Source organism: Nodosilinea sp. LEGE 06152, assembly GCF_015207525.1.
Lineage (GTDB): Bacteria > Cyanobacteriota > Cyanobacteriia > Phormidesmidales > Phormidesmidaceae > Nodosilinea.
Map to the genome: position 1 here is coordinate 446,145 of NZ_JADEWR010000001.1, position 18,446 is coordinate 464,590.

General features: G+C 58.8%; 16 protein-coding genes and 1 pseudogene. 4 read left to right on the top strand and 13 right to left on the bottom strand.

From position 1 onward, the window contains the following. Window positions 1–156: 156 nt before the first annotated feature. The 3 genes from IQ265_RS02100 to IQ265_RS02110 all read right to left on the bottom strand — a co-directional run bounded on the left by IQ265_RS02100 (window position 157) and on the right by IQ265_RS02110 (window position 1,864). Complete coding sequence (locus IQ265_RS02100) at window positions 157–603, bottom strand: SufE family protein (protein WP_194050542.1); 447 nt, start codon at window positions 601–603, stop codon at window positions 157–159. A gap of 234 nt (window positions 604–837) precedes the next feature. Then, window positions 838–1,434: a Uma2 family endonuclease gene (locus tag IQ265_RS02105; protein WP_194050543.1), complete on the bottom strand. Its 597-nt coding sequence runs from the start codon at window positions 1,432–1,434 to the stop codon at window positions 838–840. Window positions 1,435–1,600: 166 nt separating this feature from the next. Then, the gene (locus tag IQ265_RS02110; RefSeq protein WP_017298145.1) at window positions 1,601–1,864 is read right to left on the bottom strand and encodes a DUF370 domain-containing protein; all 264 of its coding nucleotides are present in this window, start codon (window positions 1,862–1,864) and stop codon (window positions 1,601–1,603) included. Between the two features lie 359 nt (window positions 1,865–2,223). Between IQ265_RS02110 and IQ265_RS02115 the strand changes: the two genes are divergently transcribed. Next, window positions 2,224–3,975 (top strand): NFACT RNA binding domain-containing protein, encoded by a 1,752-nt coding sequence (locus IQ265_RS02115; protein WP_194050544.1) that lies wholly within the window; start codon window positions 2,224–2,226, stop codon window positions 3,973–3,975. Between the two features lie 492 nt (window positions 3,976–4,467). On the opposite strand, the gene IQ265_RS02120 is transcribed toward IQ265_RS02115, so the two are convergent. Next, window positions 4,468–6,219, bottom strand: coding sequence for a CocE/NonD family hydrolase (locus tag IQ265_RS02120; protein WP_228037467.1), 1,752 nt, complete (start codon window positions 6,217–6,219; stop codon window positions 4,468–4,470). 43 nt (window positions 6,220–6,262) lie between these two features. Next, window positions 6,263–6,727: a cupin domain-containing protein gene (locus IQ265_RS02125; protein WP_194050634.1), complete on the bottom strand. Its 465-nt coding sequence runs from the start codon at window positions 6,725–6,727 to the stop codon at window positions 6,263–6,265. Window positions 6,728–7,132: 405 nt separating this feature from the next. On the opposite strand from IQ265_RS02125, the gene IQ265_RS02130 reads away from it, so the two are divergent. Continuing rightward, on the top strand, window positions 7,133–8,266 hold the full coding sequence (locus IQ265_RS02130) for a SpoIIE family protein phosphatase (RefSeq protein WP_194050545.1): 1,134 nt from the start codon (window positions 7,133–7,135) through the stop codon (window positions 8,264–8,266). 521 nt (window positions 8,267–8,787) lie between these two features. On the opposite strand, the gene IQ265_RS02135 is transcribed toward IQ265_RS02130, so the two are convergent. The 8 genes and pseudogenes from IQ265_RS02135 to IQ265_RS02170 form a co-directional block, all read right to left on the bottom strand. Next, complete coding sequence (locus IQ265_RS02135) at window positions 8,788–9,114, bottom strand: STAS domain-containing protein (RefSeq protein WP_194050546.1); 327 nt, start codon at window positions 9,112–9,114, stop codon at window positions 8,788–8,790. A 67-nt stretch (window positions 9,115–9,181) separates the two neighbouring features. Further along, complete coding sequence (locus IQ265_RS02140; protein WP_194050547.1) at window positions 9,182–10,270, bottom strand: glycerate kinase; 1,089 nt, start codon at window positions 10,268–10,270, stop codon at window positions 9,182–9,184. A 29-nt stretch (window positions 10,271–10,299) separates the two neighbouring features. Then, window positions 10,300–11,991, bottom strand: coding sequence for a DUF3352 domain-containing protein (locus IQ265_RS02145; protein WP_194050548.1), 1,692 nt, complete (start codon window positions 11,989–11,991; stop codon window positions 10,300–10,302). Between the two features lie 136 nt (window positions 11,992–12,127). Next, entirely contained in the window at window positions 12,128–12,535 is a 408-nt protein-coding gene (locus tag IQ265_RS02150; RefSeq protein WP_228037468.1) for a hypothetical protein, read from the bottom strand. Between the two features lie 39 nt (window positions 12,536–12,574). Continuing rightward, window positions 12,575–13,237 (bottom strand): arsenical resistance protein ArsH, encoded by a 663-nt coding sequence (gene arsH, locus IQ265_RS02155; RefSeq protein ID WP_194050549.1) that lies wholly within the window; start codon window positions 13,235–13,237, stop codon window positions 12,575–12,577. Window positions 13,238–13,273: 36 nt separating this feature from the next. Then, window positions 13,274–13,930: pseudogene (locus IQ265_RS02160) on the bottom strand (pentapeptide repeat-containing protein). 14 nt (window positions 13,931–13,944) lie between these two features. After that, entirely contained in the window at window positions 13,945–15,330 is a 1,386-nt protein-coding gene (locus IQ265_RS02165) for a DICT sensory domain-containing protein (RefSeq protein ID WP_194050550.1), read from the bottom strand. A gap of 40 nt (window positions 15,331–15,370) precedes the next feature. Further along, complete coding sequence (locus IQ265_RS02170; RefSeq protein WP_194050551.1) at window positions 15,371–16,966, bottom strand: photosystem II high light acclimation radical SAM protein; 1,596 nt, start codon at window positions 16,964–16,966, stop codon at window positions 15,371–15,373. A gap of 470 nt (window positions 16,967–17,436) precedes the next feature. Here IQ265_RS02170 and IQ265_RS02175 point away from each other — a divergent pair, with 470 nt between their 5' ends. Together IQ265_RS02175 and IQ265_RS02180 are read left to right on the top strand one after the other, a co-directional pair. Next, window positions 17,437–17,850 carry a DUF1830 domain-containing protein gene (locus IQ265_RS02175; RefSeq protein WP_194050552.1) on the top strand — a complete coding sequence of 138 codons (414 nt, stop codon included), beginning with the start codon at window positions 17,437–17,439 and terminating at the stop codon, window positions 17,848–17,850. Window positions 17,851–17,997: 147 nt separating this feature from the next. Then, window positions 17,998–18,435: a DUF4079 domain-containing protein gene (locus IQ265_RS02180; protein WP_194050553.1), complete on the top strand. Its 438-nt coding sequence runs from the start codon at window positions 17,998–18,000 to the stop codon at window positions 18,433–18,435. Window positions 18,436–18,446 lie beyond the last annotated feature (11 nt).

Below are 18,446 nucleotides of genomic sequence, written 5' to 3' on the forward strand. Positions count from 1 at the left end.
AACCAGTAGCAATAGGAACAGGAGCGGAGTCAGCCGGGGCTGATTCGCATTCCAAAGTTTATCAAAGTTTAGCTAGAGCGCTGGGCTGAGTCGGGCGGTAAGGCGATCGCGCAGCGTCTCCCCTGGCGATTCGCCGCAGTGCCCCCCTCAGGTCGATTAGCTGATCACAGCTCCCGGCGCGGCTCCATCGACTAGGGCCTGAGCTTTTTGCTGCATGGTCTTAAAAATGTTGTAGAACCCGTTGGCCCGCGATGGGGTAAGGCTGACATCGAGCTGGGTGTCTTTAATAAAATCGGGGCTGAGCGCGACAATTTCGGCGGGGCTGAGGCCGTTGAGGGCTTTGATCAACAGCGCCACCAGCCCCTTGGTGATTTGGGCATCGGAGTCGGCCTGGTAGATTACCTGGCCATCGACCAAATCGGCGACTACAAACACCTGCGAAACACAGCCCGGCACCTTGTTCTCGGGAGTTTTGTAGTCCTCAGGCAGCGGATCCAGCTTTTTGGCAAACCACAGCAGCTGCTCGTAGCGACGCTTAGGGTCAGCGGCCTTTTGAAAGCGGGCCACAATTTTTTCAATAGACTCAGGGCGATCGGCGAACATGCGGTGGCTGGGGTAATGACCTGCTAGTAGTCTACCAAGCAAAAGAAGGCGATAGGGTGAGGCCAGGGACAGCAGGGCACGCTGTCGGCTTACAGGATAATGGCGAACGCTCCTGCTCCCTCAGCCGCAACGACCATATCACCCATATCAATTCGTTGCTGCCGTAAGCACGGCATCACGCGGCGCGATGACACACCCTAACCGTCCTAATCCATAGCAGCCCTAACCAAATACCTAGTCTACGGTCAGCAACAATCCCGGAAATGTGGGGGAAACGATGGATTGGCTACCTCGAAACTGCTGTAGCTCAAACTCCCCGTCTACTAAGTGGCAAAGGGTAAAGGTAGGTTGCTTCGGCGAGCCATTATAGCGCCGTCCGCCCAGCCCCAGGTAATCTACAATCCAGTATTCCTGAATGCCAAAGGCTTCGTAATCGGCTAGCTTGAGCAGATAGTCGTCCCGCCAGTTGGTAGACACGACTTCCACCACCAGCTTGATCGACTGGCCCCGAGTAATTACCGATTCTCGCTCCCAGCGGGGCTCGTCGGCGATCGCCGTTTCATCTAAAACGACAATATCTGGTTCATAGCCGATGTCGTTCGAGAGTTTAATCACACATTCTTTGGGAATGAAACTGGAGCGGTTAGCGCTGCGGATGGCCGCACCCAGTTCAAAAGCCAAATCGCCCGCTAGCTTAGAGTACTTTCCCCTTGGTTTGGGCGTCTCGATCACCACCCCCCGCCGCAGTTCGTAGCGATACTCCGAATTTTCTGGATACCACTCCACAAATTCGTCAAAGGTGATGGGGGCTTTGTCCAGTACAGCAATCATGGGCGTTTGTTGAACTGATTGAGGCTACTACCCACCTAGAGCCTATCTAAATACATGGATTCTAGGCTGGTGGGCAATGCCCGCCCTACGGTACATCAAGTCTTTTGACGAGCTACCAGATCGCTTGTTCACGGTTTTTGGATCAACATTTATCCACCCACTCTACCTACGCCTTACCGTCGCTATCCTTGCCGCTGACGAAACGGTGGGCCACGGTTTCGGGTTGAATGGCCGACAAAATGGTGTGGCCTGAGTCGGTGATAATGACGGCGCGCGTGCGGCGACCATAGGTGGCATCGACTAGCTGCCCTCGTTCACGGGCGTCGGAGATGATGCGTTTGATGGGGGCAGACTCGGGGCTAACGATGGCAATCACCCGATTGGCCGATACGATGTTGCCAAAGCCAATATTGATCAGCTTGATGTCCATAATATAAAAGGAGCGATAACGGGAGATTCTGGTACTGACGCCAGGACTAGCCCCGACCGGCCAGAAAACCCAAGGCTTTTTTGGCACAAGGCGCTGCATTTGAGCCGAGATCAGGCCCAAATCACCTTATCTGCCATACTAACGAATCCCTTTAGTGCTGAGGGTTAATTTCAGGCGAAACTTCAGTTTTTTGGCGTTTTCGTACCTTGGGCTACATCTCTCGGCCCCAAGAACCCTCGCTCGGAAGTTCTTGGCGCTTTAAACCGCTTATCCTCCTATGTCTATAGACATAGATTCAGACGTAGTTTAGCCAGAGATCGCCCTACCTTCCCTATTTGTCTCGCCTGGAGAGTGCTACTGTGCAGCCCGTTGACTTTACGACTTTGATGGCTCTGTGCCACAGCCTGCGGGCCGACTGGGTACCCGCTCGCTGCGAGACGGTGGTGCAGCTCGATACCACCACCCTGGCCCTGGCCTTGCGCACCCTCGATCGCCGGGGTTGGCTGACGATTTCGTGGCACCCGCAGGCGGCGAGGCTGCACCTGGGCGATGCTCCCCCCAAGGGGCAAGACACCTTTACCTTTAGTCAGCAGCTCAAGCACCAGCTCAACCAGCTGGCCCTGGTTGCGATCACGCCTGTGGCCCCCTGGGAGCGCGCGATCGATTTGCAGTTTGGCCCTCGCCCTGGCGACCCGCCCCAGTGGCACCTGTATGTCGAAATTATGGGCAAATACAGCAACGTGATTTTGGCGAACGCCCAAAACCAGATCGTGACGGCGGCGCACCAGGTAAGCGATCAGCAGTCGCGGGTGCGGCCGATTCAAACGGGCGACCCCTACGTGCTGCCCCCGGCCATTATGAACACATTGCCGAGCCGAGAAGAATCTCAGGAATCTTGGCAGGAGCGGGTGACGCTGGTGCCAAGCACGCTCAAAAAAATGCTGATGCAGAGCTACGGGGGGCTAAGCTCTTCGCTGGTGCGATCGCTGCTAACCGCCGCCCACCTCGCCCCCGATCAGCCTGCCGATAGCCTTACCCAGACTGACTGGAATCGTCTGTTTGAGGTGTGGCAGCGCTGGCTGCTCTGTTTGGAGAAGGGGGAGTTTTTCCCCGGCTGGGCCGATGGGGGGTATACGGTGCTTGACTGGGAGGGGGTGGCCCCTGTCGCAGACCTGCACACCCTGCTGAATCAGTACTACCGCCGCAAGCTTAGCCTGCAGCAGTTCGATCGCATTCAAAACCAAATTCAACAAAAGCTCAGGGGCGTGCTCGACAAACTGCGGCAAAAGGCTAGCACCTTTGAGCAGCGCCTCGACCAGTCGGCCCAGGCCGACCAGTACCGCCAGCAGGCTGATCTACTAATGACCTACAGCTACCAATGGCAGCCTGGGGTAACCCAGCTTGCGGTGGATGATTTTGAGACGGGTGAGCCCATTATCCTGGCCATTGACCCTGACAAAACCGCCATTCAGCAGGCCCAGCGCCACTACAAGCAGCACCAAAAGCTAAAGCGCGCCAAGGATGCCGTGGTGCCGCTACTGCGGGAGGTACAGGCAGAATTGGCCTATCTAGAGCAGGTGGAGGCGGCCCTGAGCCAGATTCCTACCTACGATGAGCCAGCCGATTTGGAGGCGCTGATTGACATTCGCAATGAGCTCATTCAGCAGGGCTATTTGGCCTCGCCCGACTATCGCCCCAGTGAGCGCAAGGCGAGTGATGAGGGTTTTCGTCAGCTTCAAACGCCCGACGGTCTGCCCGTGCTGGTGGGCCGCAACAACCGCCAGAACGACCTGCTCATCTCTACCGTAGCCACCGACTACGACCTCTGGTTTCACACCCAAGAAATTCCGGGTAGCCACGTGCTGCTGCGGCTGGAAGCGGGGCAGGCACCGAGCGATCGCGATCTGCACTACGTCGCTGACCTGACGGCCTACTTCAGCCGTGCCCGCCAGGCCGACCAGGTGCCTGTCATCTATACTCAGCCCCGGCACGTTTACAAGCCCAAGGGCGCGCGCCCCGGCATGGTGATTTACAAGCACGAAACGGTGATCTGGGGACAGCCTCGCCGGGTAGAACAGACGCAGGCAACTCAGCCCCTGGAGTTGGTTTAAGCAAGGCGCTGTCGTTGGTATGATCGGCAGCAATGCTGAATGCCGAAAGGGTATCTCGGGGGTGTCTTGCGGCCTAAAGACTTGGCCTAAGCAAGTTCTGTCAGAATCTCAGGGCGGACCAGGCGTTTGCTGAGGCATCCGAGAAACTACTGAGTACGTTTGCTCATCAGCTTAAGTTATCGAATCAACACACAACTAGTAGAGATTGTGTTAAAGAAAATCTGTAATTGTTGTTACAATGGAAAACGGAGGAGATGAGAGCCCTCCACGGGAAAACTAGCCAGTCTCCAGCGCTGCCAAAAGCGCTAAATGTTTGGTGGTTTCTTCCAGATTGAGAGAACAACGTTAGATATTTAGTATCACCTGAGTCGGCTTCCCTAGGGAGCCGATTTTTTTATTCTTTACGTTTTTGTCGCAACGCTCCCTTTGGTGGGTTGGTGAAGGTTTTTCCTCTGGCTATCCCTGGCGTGGCGATCGCGCCATCTATCAAGATTAGCGATCGCGCTCTGCCTTTGCATCCCTCGGCAGTTGGATGTAGGAGGGGTATTGGGCTCCGTGGGCAATCGTAAGGGTGATCACGCGATGGTCAATCTGTGGGCAATCGCCGTAGCTAGCCCCAGTGCCGCTGTTGACCGCATAGGCCGGAAAGCAGGCCGCTGCCACGCTCAGCCGCAGTCGATGGCCAGCGGCCAGGGTGCAGGCGGTGGGCTGTAGGGGCAGCGTGACTTGGGGATTGAGATCGGACGAATCGGGGCGATCGACGCGGCAGTGGCCCTGGGTGAGATTTATCACTCTGCCGTCGGCGTGCACCTCAGACAGCACCACGCTGAGGTCGAAGCTAGGGGCATCGGCCTGGCAGTAGAGACGGGCGATGGGGGTGCCAATCAGCGTCAACCCCTCGGGTAGGGGTGCGGTCGTGTAGGTAAGTACGTCGGTGCGGCTGTCAAGGGTCGATCGATCGTAGGGGCCGGGGGGCAGGCCGCAGTGGCCCCCCAGGGAGGGCACCGGTCGCCAGGGGTCGTGCACAATGACATCTTGAGGCTGGGGCCAGCTTTTTGCTTGGGATAGCTCGGGCTGGGGTAGATCAGGGATGAGATGGCCGTCGTCCCAGCGCAGTCCGGCCAGGCCGGTACTGGTGAGGTAAAGGGGTTGGCCTGGGTCAGTGGGCCAGCGATCGCGCCCCTGCCACTGGTTTGCCCCCATCACAAATAGCTGAATCGGCTGAGCTGGGAAAGTTGCGGTGGGCTGGTCCTTTAGAAAACGGTCAAACCAGCTAATCTGGAGGCGATCGATCGCGCTATCAGCCTCGGGACCAAAATCGACGGCCCCCACCCGGCGACCCCAGGGCAGGTGTCCCCAGGGACCAATCCACAGGGCTTGAGGGGCTTTGCTTTGCGCCACCATCTGCTGATACAGCCTTAGGTCGCCGCGCAGGTAAGGGTCGTACCAGCCGCCGATGTGCAGCATGGGCAACTCCACCCCGGTTAAGTCGGGCTGTAGCTCTTGCCAGTAGGTGTCGGGCCTTGGGTGGTCGAGCCACTGGTGAAAAAACGAGTCGGGAGCACAGGTCTTGAGCACCTGGGGCCGGGCGGCGATCGCCTCGTTCAGGGGCAGGGCGTGGGCAGCCTGGTGTAGGGCCTGGTAGGCAACGGTATTCTGCTGAAGTCGGGCGGTTTCGGCGGCGAGCTGGAGCGCCCAGCCCAGCCCAATTTGCAGGGGTAGGGCACCGTTTTCGTAGGCCCAGTCGGCGTAGAGGTCGTAGCCCACCATGGCAGGGGCGATCGCTTTTAGCGCAGGCGGTTTCTGAGTCGCCGCGTAGAGCTGGGTCATGCCCTGGTACGAAAAGCCGTACATGCCCACTGCCCCACTGCTCTGGGGCAGGGCGGCGGCCCACTGCACCGTGGCGTAGCCGTCGCTGGCCTCGTGGCGAAACAGGTCAAATTCGCCGCTAGAGGTGCCCCGCCCTCGCACGTCCTGAATTACCACGATGTAGCCGTGGCTGGCGTACCAGGTGGGATGGGCATAGACCACTGTTGAGGCGATCGCGCGTCCGTAGGGCTGCCGCATTAGCAGTACCGGAAATAGCCCCTCCCCCACTGGATAGTACACATCGGCGTCGAGGTAAACGGCGGCAGCGCTTTGAACCTCGGTCGATCCGCCTGATTGAGCAGAGAGGGGGGGCAAGTCTAGCCTTAGCGTCTGCTTGGGTGCAACGGTGTAGGGACCGAGGGGGGATGTGGGCAAGGGTTGATGGCGTGTGATGGGGGACTGGTGGGCAGTGCCCACCCTACGAGGCGAGGGATAGGGGGTGGCGAGCGTCGTGTCGACCCAGCACGGCCAGGTCTTCGTCGTCAAGCTCGACCGGGGTGCCGCTGCGAATCAGCTCCGCGAAGTCTTCGTTTGGCACCATAATGCACAGGGTATAAAGCCGGGAGGGGCCAGTATTTTCGACGACGTGGATGCCGTTGGGGGGCACCAAAATGCTGTCACCCGCCTGAATGGCCACGGTTTTGCCGTCGCAGGTGGCGCAGCCTTCACCCTTGAGCACAAAGAACATTTCGACGGCGACCTGGTGGCGGTTGGGAGGCGTTTTGCCGCCGACGTCAAAAATCTCAACGCAGTAGGTAAGCGACATATCGGCAATGGTGGGGTCAAACACCAGGGCCAAACGGTTGGAGTCACCAGGGCTGATGCGGTAGGCCTGATAGTCTTTAGGCGATTTGAAAACGGGTACCACGCAGCTTGTGGGCAACGGGCAAGCCACCGTATCCATCACAGGAGCGTCCATAACCAGAGTGTCCATAAAGGTCGACCTAGCGGTTCAGGCTTGACTATGCTTACAGAGTCCCACGGAGATCACAGTAGCTCACTGTACCTTTCATAAAAAGTTGCCTGGCTGGCCAGGGCTGTCCTCAGCTGGTCGAGGGCAGCTGTAATTCCAGGGCTCTTCTGGTGGTGCGGGAGGGTTCCTGCCGCACAGTCGCGTAGGATCTTCATGAAGCTCCTTGACGACGTGGTTTAGGGTTACGCTAAACCTGTGTATACCGCTCACTGGCGATCGCAGGGTTGGTTATCAAAACCCTGTGCCCATTTCCCCGCCATCTGCCTCTCTATGTACTCGCGGTTTTACGGTTAACCCTTTGATCCAAAGCGCAGCATGATCGACATCCTCATCATTGAGCACGATGCCGCTACGGAGCAGTTTTTGGTCAGTGCCCTCAAACAGCAGGGCTATAGCGTGACCACTGCCCGCAGCGGAGCCGAGGGGCTAACCCTGGCCGAAAAGCTGCTGCCGGGGGTAATTATCTGCGACTGGAATATTCCGGGCGACATTGGTGGGCTGGCGATTTGTCAGGCGCTCAAGCACCATCCGGTGCTCTCAATTACCTCGCTGCTGCTGCTGACGGCTCGCTACAGCACCGCCGATCGGGTCAAGGGGTTGGAAATGGGGGCCGACGATCTGCTCTCGAAGCCGGTCGACATCAACGAACTCAATGCGCGGGTGCGGGCGGGGTTGCGCATCTACCAGCTGACCCAAGACCTGCGCCAGCAAAAGCAGCGCATGGAGGCCGAAATGGCCGAGGCCGAAGGCTACGTGCGATCGCTGCTGCCCAACGATCAAACCGGTCGGGTGCCAATTCAGTCGCGGTTTTTGCCCTCTCAGCAGCTCGGTGGCGACTGCTACGACTACTACTGGCTCGACCCCGACTACCTGGTGGTGTACCTGCTCGATGTGTCGGGGCACGGGCTGGGGTCGGCGCTGCTGTCCACCTCGGTGCTGAATGTGCTGCGATCGCAGTCGCTGCCCGATGTAAGCTTCTACCGACCCGAAAAAGTACTGCGAGCGCTCAACGAAACCTTTCAGATGAGCGACCAAAACCAAAAATATTTCACCATCTGGTACGGCGTGCTCAACTGCGCCAACCGCCAGCTGCTCTACGCCAGCGCGGGCCACCCCCCGGCGGTGCTGGTGTCCATCGATGCCGACCAGCAGGTGACCACCACCCGCCTGCGTACCCCCGGCATGCCCGTGGGTATGCTGCCCGATGCCAAATATCAGTGGCAGCGCTGTCAGTTGCCCCCCAACAGCAGCCTCTACCTGTTTAGCGACGGCCTCTACGAGGTGTTGCAACAAAATCAGCAGTACCTCGGCCTCGATGCCTTTGTCGATCTGCTGGCCTTGGCCAAGCGCGAAAAAAGCGTCGACCACATTCTCGATGCGGTGATCAAGCGCCAGGCAGGGGAAATTGCCAGCGACGATATGTCGCTGATGATGGTCAGCCTTGACTAGCGCTACCCCATTCCCTGGCCCCTTTGGGGCGGCTTCGTCAACGACTTGGCTTAGAAAACGGCTGTGGCTATTGTTGTTGGAGGTGCCGTGTTAGCGGCATAGGCGATTGGGATAATTTCTGAAGTCTGATACGAAATCTGCATTGAGAAACCCTGATTCAAAATAGGGATCTCGTAGGGACATTGCACTGCAATGCCCCTACAAACCGGGTGTGACCAGATAGGATTTGCTCTATAAATAGCCATCCCTAGCCCCTTTGGGGCGGCTTCACCAACGACTTCGCTCAGGGACCGGCTATGGCTGTTTTTATCATTGGGGGTGCCGCGCTAGCGGCATGGACGATTGGTATGAGATCTTGCTCTCTAAACGCCAGTCGTGCTGGATGCCCAAGGATGCCTTAGGGCGTGCCATCAACTCTGGCCAGAAACCTTATGTCCCAAGCCTTGCCAAGCCCGACCCCAAAAAAACTAGGGCTGTCATCCTTGATTTGCAGGCATTCAGCAGCTAATTGATGACAGCCCCTAGGACACTGTGAGCTTGGCTGCTTCGAAGGCCTGCCGATCTGCGTAAATTTCAAAGACACGATCCATGCTGGTGAGTTCAAATAGCATTCTCACCTGGTCATTCATGGAGCAAATGCAAAGGGTGCGATCTAACCCTCGAATTTTCTTGAGCAGCACGACCAGCGTGCCCAGACCCGAGCTATCGATGAAGGTAATATCTTTAAGGTCAACTAAAATAACTTCGGCTCCGTTTTGCAGCAGGTCTTCGACCGACTGGCGAAATTCTTCGGCTTTGGTGCTGTCTAAAATACCAGTAGGTTCGATAACTTGAACGTTAGCACTCATAATAAAAGTCGCTATCCTAAACTAAAAACTTGCTCAACAGCACTTGCTTAACAGTTAACCCCTATCTCTACACCTCAGCCATAGCTAAAGCCGGAGAATAAATTGCTCTGGGAGTGCGATCGCGGTCAATTTCTACTACCAGGTTAACGTGTTCGCCGTCCTGCTTGAGGGGGGCAATGAACAGCTCTGGATGCAGCGCCCGCCAAAAATACTCAACAAATTCATCAATAGTGGCGTCGCTCATACCCGCCTTGCCCTGGGCCTTCATCTGGTGCTCGGCGTCTTTGCGCCACTGCTTACTGATGCGGTAGTCGGCCGGGCAGAGCACCATCAGGCGATCGAGGCACTCCCACAGGGGCAGGTAGGTGGCTAGCTGAGCGTTCATATCGCGGGCAAACTGGCGGTCTGCCTCGGTAGAAATCGGCTCTGGTGCCTGGTCAAATTGAGCGGGGTCTGTGGGTCGCGCGCCCAAAAACCAGCCCTCAAACAGCAAAATGTCGACATCTTGCACCCACTCGGGGTCGGTGCGATCGCCTTCGCCACCGTGCAGAGATTTATCAAAGCGGGGCAGGGCAACGGCTTCGCCTGCTTGGGCCGAGCGAATGTGGGCCACTGTAGCCAACCCCAGGTCGATATCGTGGGTACCCGGCGGCCCCCGCCACCGCAGGCGTGGATCGGCTTGAATCAGCTGCTGGCGATCGCGATAGGTTTTGTAGAGGTCGTCGATAGAAAGCCCAACCGCCCTATAGCCCATCACCCCCAACAGCTGCCGCAAAATCAGGGTGAGGGTGGTTTTGCCGGTGCCCTGTCCCCCCAATACTCCCTGAATGAGGGGGGCATTGAGCTGGTCGCGGGCCTGCTTGAGGGTAATCGCCAGGGGCAGCCACAGTCGCCAGTACAGGTTCAGGTACTGCTCCATGGGGGCGGGCGGCAGGGGCAGAGAGCGGTGGTGGGGCTGCACGGCCTGCAGCCAGGCTAAGCGCTCCTGTAGTTGAGCAACGCCATGCTCAGGCGTGATGCCCCAGGCGGCAGCCCGCTGGGGATCGGCCCACTCCCAGTCCAGCAGCTGCTGCAGCTGGGCCGCATTGAGGGGGGTACCCGCCAGGTGGGCAACGAGTAGGGGCGCAATATCAAAATCACCGGATGCAAAATCCATGCCTGTCTCCGCCAGATCTGCCATAGCCATCACTGGTTGCTGAGCTGAACCAAAACGCTGCCGGTCTGCACTGAGTCGCTGCGATCGCCGCTGACCAGCGTAACCTGTTTTAGGTGCCTGAGCGCGGGCTGGGCCACGGTGCCCCACAGTCGCCACTGGGGCAGCTGGGCGACCAACCCAGCCTGCACCTGAGACCAATCGATGTGCACGTAGCCAGTACTGGGGCCAGAAATCTGCGCCACCTGCTGCCACCAGGCCGGCTGCTGCCGGGGGGCGCTGGGGTGAATAACGGCATCCAGCGTGGCGGGAGAGGCCGCCAGCACCTCGTACTGGTCTACCTGGGCCTGCAGCCCGGCCACCTCCGCCACCACCTGCAAGGGCTGTGTACCCCGTTGGGGTAGGGCCAGGCGAGTCCACGCGATCGCCGGAGTGCCCCTCAAATCTAGAGACCCCACGCCCAACCCCTGCTGCCGTGCCAGCTCGGTTAGATCATTTAGGGTTTTGCTCAGCGTCGCACTCTGGGGTGCTACCACCAGCCAGTCAGAAGCCGCTGCCGCCAGCCCTACCCCGTAGGCGCGATCGATGCCGGTCTGCAACAGCGCTGCCGCCCCCGCTCCTAAAGCTTTGTCGAGCGCCGCAGCTAGGGGGGACTCGCCTGCTGGGGAGGTCAGCGCCAGCAGTGGCTTCAAGCGCTGGCCCAAGGCCGTCAAGTCAGACCCTACCGCCGTCACCGCCAGAGAGTCTGGCAGGTAGGGCGCGATCGCCTGCCAATCTGCCGCTGTGGTGGCCTGCTGAGGATGTAGCCGGTGTCCCTGCTCCGCCAGCAGGGCCGTATGGCCCACCAACCCCTGGCGGGTGAGCTGCCACGACATCAGCCCCCAGCCCACCTCATCGTCGGCGGTCTCCAGCGGGTTCAGGCTGATGGCTGCGTCTCGATCGGGGTGCAGCCAGTGATTGACGGCGGGTAGGTTGAGGGCCAGCAGCGCGACGCGGGCCTGGGGCAGCTCTTTCAGGACGGTTTTGTAGCGGCGATCGGCCTGGAGGTTGAGATCGCTGGACTGGGCGGCGGTCAGGGCCTGGCGCAGTACGTCGGGATGGTTGGCCGCCAGCACGTAGCGGTTGGCCACCAGGGTTGTAGCCAGCTGGGCCGTATCTTCGCTGGAGAACCGCTGTGCGCCTCGCTGGGCATAGATCAGCCGGTTGCCCGAAAAGTCTTCAAAGGTGAGGGCATCGCCTGCGATCGCGCGATTTTGCCAGTACAGTTCCAACGCGGCCTGGGCCGCCGCGCTGTCGTTACAGGCTAGGGCCACCAGGTAACCGGGCGTTGCACCGTTGGCAGCATCCTGGTCGAGGTCAGGAGTGATCAGGGCGGCGGTCACCTCTTCCCCCAGCCAGGGCTGAATGTCGCGGCTGTAGCTGAGGCCGGTGTTGGCCAACAGCGCCTGCTCAATCAGCTCCTGATCGCGGCGTGTCTCCTGGCGCAGGCGGGGGGCGGCTAAATAGTCCCACAGATCGGCGAGGCGATCGGGGCGCACCAGCACCGAGGCCACCACCGTTGACTGCTTGGGCACAAACTGTAGCGCCAGCGGCTGGGCCTGACCGCCGCGCTCAATCAGGTACAGCGGGGTATTGAGGGTGAGGCGACCCAGCAGAGCCACACCCAGCACCAGCACCAGCCCAGCGGCGATGGCGAGGGGACGAACAAAGGAGCGAAACTTCATTGACCTCACGCTTGAAACCCCAAAACACCCACAGCGCCATAGCTGCGCTGACTAATTCTTCCTAGTGTATGGCGCTTCGAGACCCGTAACTCCTCGGATGCCAGCGGGCTGTTTAGAAATTAAACAATGTGAATCTTTACTCCCAGTCCACCGGCTGGATGCGCTCGATGTAGTCGAGGTGGGCCAGCTCGATCAAAATGGTGTCGTAGTTAGCCTGATTGGTGTGGCCGATCGCTAGCACCTCACCCTCGCCGCAGCCAATGCGCCCCCGACTCTGGGGAAATAACTGTACCGAAGGGTCGATCGCCCCGACGGCCTGGGCATAGGCGTCGCCCACTGGAATGCAGAACTCATAGTCGAGCGATCGCTTGCCATCGGGCGGGCCGTAGAGGCCATTTTCATCGAGAGTGCTCAGATCGAAGGCAATTTTGTCGCTGGCGCTGCTGCCTGCCGGGGGCACCGCCTGACAGGCGAAGGCAAGGCCAAGCACCACAGCTCCCAAGGGCAAAGCAACAATTGAGCGCAGGCTGGCGAATAGAGTCATTGGGCAAGCTTATCACTGGCGAACTGACGTGTTAAGTTCTCAAGATTCGCGGGGGGAGGTGCCGATAGCCTGACTGACAATAACACTGGCTTGTTTCTCGGTTTCGGCCTTGCGCTCGCTGTAGCGATCGCTCAGGTAATCGACTTGCTCGCGCAGCAGCAGGGTGAATTTGTAGAGTTCTTCCATCACGTCGACAACGCGATCGCGGTAGGGCGAGTCTTTCATCGTACCGTCGTCGTGAAACTCCTGGTAGGCCTTGGGCACCGACGACTGGTTAGGAATCGTAAACATCCGCATCCAGCGGCCCAGCACCCGCAGTGTATTTACCGCATTGAAGGATTGCGACCCGCCGCACACCTGCATCACCGCCAGGGTTTTGCCCTGGGTGGGCCGCACTGCGCCCAAACTCAAAGGAATCCAGTCGATTTGGTGCTTGAGCAAACCGCTGATGTTGCCGTGCAGCTCGGGGCTAGACCACACCTGCCCCTCCGACCAGGTCACCAAATTACGCAATTCCTGCACCTTGGGGTGGTCATCGGGCATACTGCCGTGAATCGGCAGATCGTGGGGATGAAAGAAGCGCGTTTCGGCCCCAAACCCCTCGATTATTCTGGCGGCTTCCTCAGCCAGCAGCCGACTGTAGGAGCGATCGCGCAACGAACCGTAGAGAAACAGAATTCTCGGCCTGTGCTCAAAGCTCATGGATCTTTCTCCTATGGCTGGCTCCAACCCGTCAGCTTACGTATCTAGGCGAGTGCCAATCAGGCAGGCTCCGGTGAGGCTAACGCCGTCGAGTTGGGTACCCGTAAGGTCGGCACAGAGCAGGTTGGCCCCGCCCAGCGTTGCCCCCGACAGATTGGCCTGGCGCAGGTCGGCTTCTTCTAAATTGGCGTTGTCCAGCCGCGCCCCCTGCAGGTCAGTTTGGGAGAGGTCGGCCCCCTTGAGGTTGGTGTCGCTGAGGTTAGCCCCCCGCNASSWMARCYCYMMSCWRRYSYRCCMYCYSTANNNYGRCMCCATCAGATTGCAGCCGCTCAAAAATGCCCCAGCCAGGCTCACTCCACTCAGGCGAGCCCCCATCAAATTGGCCCCGCGCAGGTTGGCCCCGCGCAGATCGGCTCCGGTGAGGTCGCACTGCATCAGGTTGGCCCCCCACAGGTTGGCCCGCAGGTCGGTGCCCACCAGGCTAGCCCCCATCAGGTTGGCTCCTTCCAAGTGCGCTTTGGCGAGGGAGGCTCGGCTCAGGTCGGTGCCCACTAGACTGGCTCCAGCCAGCTGAACGCCTGACAAATCAGCGCCAGAGAGGTCTTCGTCTTCTAAATTGGCCCCAGCCAGGTGACGGAGCTTGCCCGATCGCAGGGCGGCAATATCTACAGAGTCGCTGGGCACAGGTGTCACGATTACAAAATTGGCTATCGAGGGAGCAATTCAGAGGACGAGGGAAAGACCGAGGTTTGGTCAGCGACATCGGGGTTTAGCAGCCCCGACCCCAGGGTAATTTTAGTCGGTATTGAGGGCAAGCTCATGCCCTGCTGCAGGCCCATTACCATCAGACCCAGTATCTCAACCAGTTTTGGGTCCCACTGCTCCCCGGCCTCGGCCTGACAGGTGCCCAGAACTTCACCCAAAATGACTATGTTGTCGGGGTCCTGGTCTTGGCGAGCTTTGGCTACCCGTCGCTGAAACTCGGCCACCAGGCTGAGCATGCGCGACTCTAGCGGTACCGCGTCCCCAGCTAAGCCTGCTGGGTAACCGCTGCCGTCCCAGCGTTCGCCCTGGTGGGCAATAATGGCGGCTACCGCCCGCAGCCGGGGCATCAGCCGCAGGGCCTGCACCTCCGGAATCAGCGGACAGCTAGGCCCGTCGTTGGAGAGGGTGGCCAGGTCGGGGGCGGGGGCAATGCGGTGCAGCATGCCGGCCAGCCGCAGCCGCTGCAGCTGCCAGGCGGGCAGATCGAGCAGCTGACCCATCATCTCTAAAAGAGACACCACTTCGCTGGCGGCTAGGGGGTTGATCGGGTCGCTGAGGTCGACGAGCTGGGCCATTCGCAAGAAGGCCTGGAGCTCGTTAGACACCAGATTTTGCTCCAGGTCTTCGATCAGGCTAAAGGCGAGGTTGCCCTTGAGGTCGTTGCGGCTGTTTTGCAGGTAGTGCACCACCTGGCTTACGGTGTGGCTGACGGCGGCAGGTTCGTCGCCCTGGAGGGAGGGGTTCTGCTGTTTAAGCAGAGCCAGTTGATCGCTCAGCCGTGCTTGCAGGGCAGGGTCGTAGTGACCGACGTGGGCGATCGCCAGCTCGACCGTCTGCCTGACCAGGGCCGCATCAAAGGTCCAAAATCCGTAGAACTTGCGCTCCAGGTCGTGCTCAGGCACCCCGGCTGGGCCGTAGTCTGCTGCCGACAGCTCCTGACACAGCACCATCGCGGTGTAGTCAGGGGAAAGAATCATCAGGTGCCACTCTTCGGCCACGGGGTCATCGCTGGCCAGATCAACCAGAGCCACATTCTCGCGCTGGCTGGTGGGGTGATCGTGAAAACCCGCCTCTGAAGCGGCCATAATCACAATTTGCTGAGCTTTGTCGGCGATCGCGCTATAGCGATCGGCTTCTTCTAGATACCACTTGCCCCGCTGAAAGGCCGTAATCACCAGGGGGGCCGAACCCGACGTCAAAATGCAGTCTTCCAGGGCGTGGCAGAGGGCAACCAGCGTGTTTTTGTAGTACACCCCATAGTTGAGCGGCGTGGTGTCTGGCTCAGCCCGGCCGTCCACCAGCTGCTTTAATATCGACCCCTCCAGCATTGCAATCCCCTATAGTTTTAATTAGCGGTAGCTCCGGTAATCAGGATGATAACGCAGCCAGAGGGCGGCGGTCAGCCTCAATCGGGGCGCTCAAAGCCTCTTCTAAAGGCGCACGACCCAAACGTTCTTCGAGAATATCCATCACCTCGCGGCCAAAGTCATCGGGGTTGCGCTGCCAGGCTTCCAGGCAGACCTCCCCAAAAAACGACCCCAGCGGCTCCGGGTTCCACAGCAGCTTCTTCGACACCCAGGGCAGGTGAATATCGAGGGGGTTGTAGTCGCGCTTGAGAATCTTTTTGTCGAAGGCGTACTCTTCTAGGTGAGTATGGGGCTGCAGGCCAATGAAGAAAATGGCGGGCTCCACTTTGTCACGGCCAAACACCTCCTCTAGCGCCCGGTGGTAGGCGAGGGTCTGGCGAATGGTTTCAGGCCGCTCGTCGATCACATTAAAGGAGTAGTTGACCGATACCAGGTCGTTAAACCCAGCGGCTTTGAGGTCTTTGCAGTTTTGCAGCACCGTGCGCAGGTTATAGCCCATGCGCATTTTGCGGACCAGCTCCTGTGAGCCGCTGGTAATGCCGATTTCGAAGTAGTTCATGCCGGTATCAGCCATCAGCTGAGCCAGCCTGGGCGTCAGGTTGTCGGCGCGAATGTAGGCGGCCCAATGAATATCGGTCATGCCAGCATCAAGAATTTTTTGCAGCAGCTCCTCGGCATCCTGCATGAATCGGCGGGCCGGAATGAACTGGGCATCGGTAAACCAGAAGTTGCGCACGCCCCGCTTATACAGCTGCTGCATTTCGGCCACCACCTCATCGGCGGGGTTAATGCGCACCTGCTTGCCCTCCACGACGGTGTAGACGCAGTAGCAGCAGTTGTGGGGGCAGCCGCGCTTGGTCTGCACGCCAATGTAGAAGTCTTGATCTTGCAGGTAGTAGTCAAACTCGGGCCAAATGGTCTCAATGTAGTCGTAGTTGCAGGCGGTTTTTTCCAGCGGGGCCGGCTCTTCGTGAATCAGGCGATCGCGGGGTGTGGTTTCTCCAGCGATGTAGCAGCGCTGGTCAGAAAAATCTTCGCCGCGCAGGATGCGCTCCAGCAGCATTTCCCCCTCGCCCACAGAAATAATCGTGCCCTTGGGCAGGCGGTTGTGCAGCTGCTCGTAAAATACGCTGACGGCACCGCCACCCACTACGGTGGTCACGTTTGGGTGGTAGCGCCGGGCGCGCCTAAAACCGCGCTTGATCAACCCCTGGTTGCGCCACAGCTCGGCCAGGTAGGTGGTCGCCATACGCAGGCCGCCCAGCGCACCCCTGGCTTTTAAGAGCAGGTTGCGGGCGTAGAAAAACTCGAAGGCGTTTTGCAGCGGGTTGCCGCCGCGACCGCCCACGGGGGCAAAAATTTGAATATCGCGCCAGGAAAATACCAGCAGGGTGGGCTGAAAGGCGTCGATGCAGCGATCGAGGGCCGCCCCATAGTCGAGGGGAGGAACAGCCCCCAGATCGAAAATGCGCTGCTCCACATCGGGGAACAGCTTGTGGACATGATCAGCCAGGTAGACTACCCCAACGGGAAAGATGGGATTGCAGGGCAGCCGCACGTAGAGCACACGGGCCTGGCTAGCGGTGGAGAAAGGCATGCTGATCAGGCTTGATACATATCTTCACGATAACACTGTCCTATCGCTTAGATAGGGTAAAACCACAAATCTCTGCCATCAAACCACTGCATCTATAAATAGGCTTAAATTATGCTGGAGGAGGCTAAGGATTTTCGAACCTCTGCATTCCGCTGCAAAGCCCAGAGCTAGAACGGCAGCAAAACTTGTTGGCTATGTCTTTAGACATATCTAGCCATGGTATAAAGATATAATTAAGTTTTGGGGCTGGTTGCAGAACAAAGACTTCAAATACCTCCTCGCGCCGATGCTAGCGGGGTTCAGCTGGAAAAAGGCCTCAGGCAAGAGCTGTTGCAAAGCTTGAAGCAATGTGTCGGATTGTAGTGAATAGTGACGGTGTTGTAGGGGTTGGTAGTCGCCTTTACAACAGTCGGGGATCGCGAAGTGTTAGGCTTTGCCAGTGATTCTTGCAGTATTGCCGTAAAGCATCAATGGCACAAATCCTTGATCCCCTTCCCTCCGACGGGCAGAGCCAAATTCTCTGCTGCTACGTAAATGCCACCAGTAAGATCCAGGTTGCTCGCATAACAAACGTGCCCGATTGGTACTTTGAGCGGGTGGTTTTTCCGGGGCAGCGACTGCTTTTTGAGACCGTTCCTAAAGCACTCCTAGAGATTCATACCGGCATGATGGCCAGCGCCATTTTATCGGACAGCATTCCCTGCGATCGCCTGCAGGTCGATGCCCCTGAGCCAGCGGGTTTTGACTCGGCCTCAAGTGAGGAACTTGAGGCCAGTCGAGCCAGTGATCCCCTAGCTAGCCCTCTGGCCGAGCCAGCCCCTGCGATTCCGGAACGGATTGCTTCGCAAATCGCCGCTTCGCCTGCCGTTAGCCCAGTGCGTTAGAAGGGCATTAAACTGTGAGTCAGTAGACTGTAGAAATAGCGCAGTCACCCTGGCTTTAGCAGTTAGCCTTCATCGCAATCGAGGGTTAGTTATGCCCCTGCTAAATGTCACCAGGGCAATGCTGATGGTGACAGTTTAGGGGGAGCGGTGAACCTACCTTCATTTTTGTGGTTATGGCGCATTGCCGCCTGGTCTATGGGGCTTACCCTCACAGGCTATGTACTGCTGGCTATGACGGGCGGCGTGCTCTACTACACCCGCTCTAAGCAGCAGCAGCGATCGGCCTGGCTGCGGCCTCTGCACATTGGCCTGGGCACCGCGATCGTGGTGCTGGTGCTGGTGCTGCTTGCCATTGGCATTGTTGGCACCCTGGGGGAATACGGTCGTTTAGGCCATTCCTTTCATCTGCTGTTTGGGCTGTCGGTGGTGGCGCTGGTGCTGGCTTCGGCCTGGAGCGCTAGCCGCATTGCCCCCGAGCGACCCTGGGCGCGTCCGCTACACGTAGGGCTCAACAGCGGGTTGGCTCTAGGACTGGCTGCCGCCGGGCTATCGGGTTGGCAAGTTGTGCAGAAGTATTTACCTTAAACGGGTGTTCA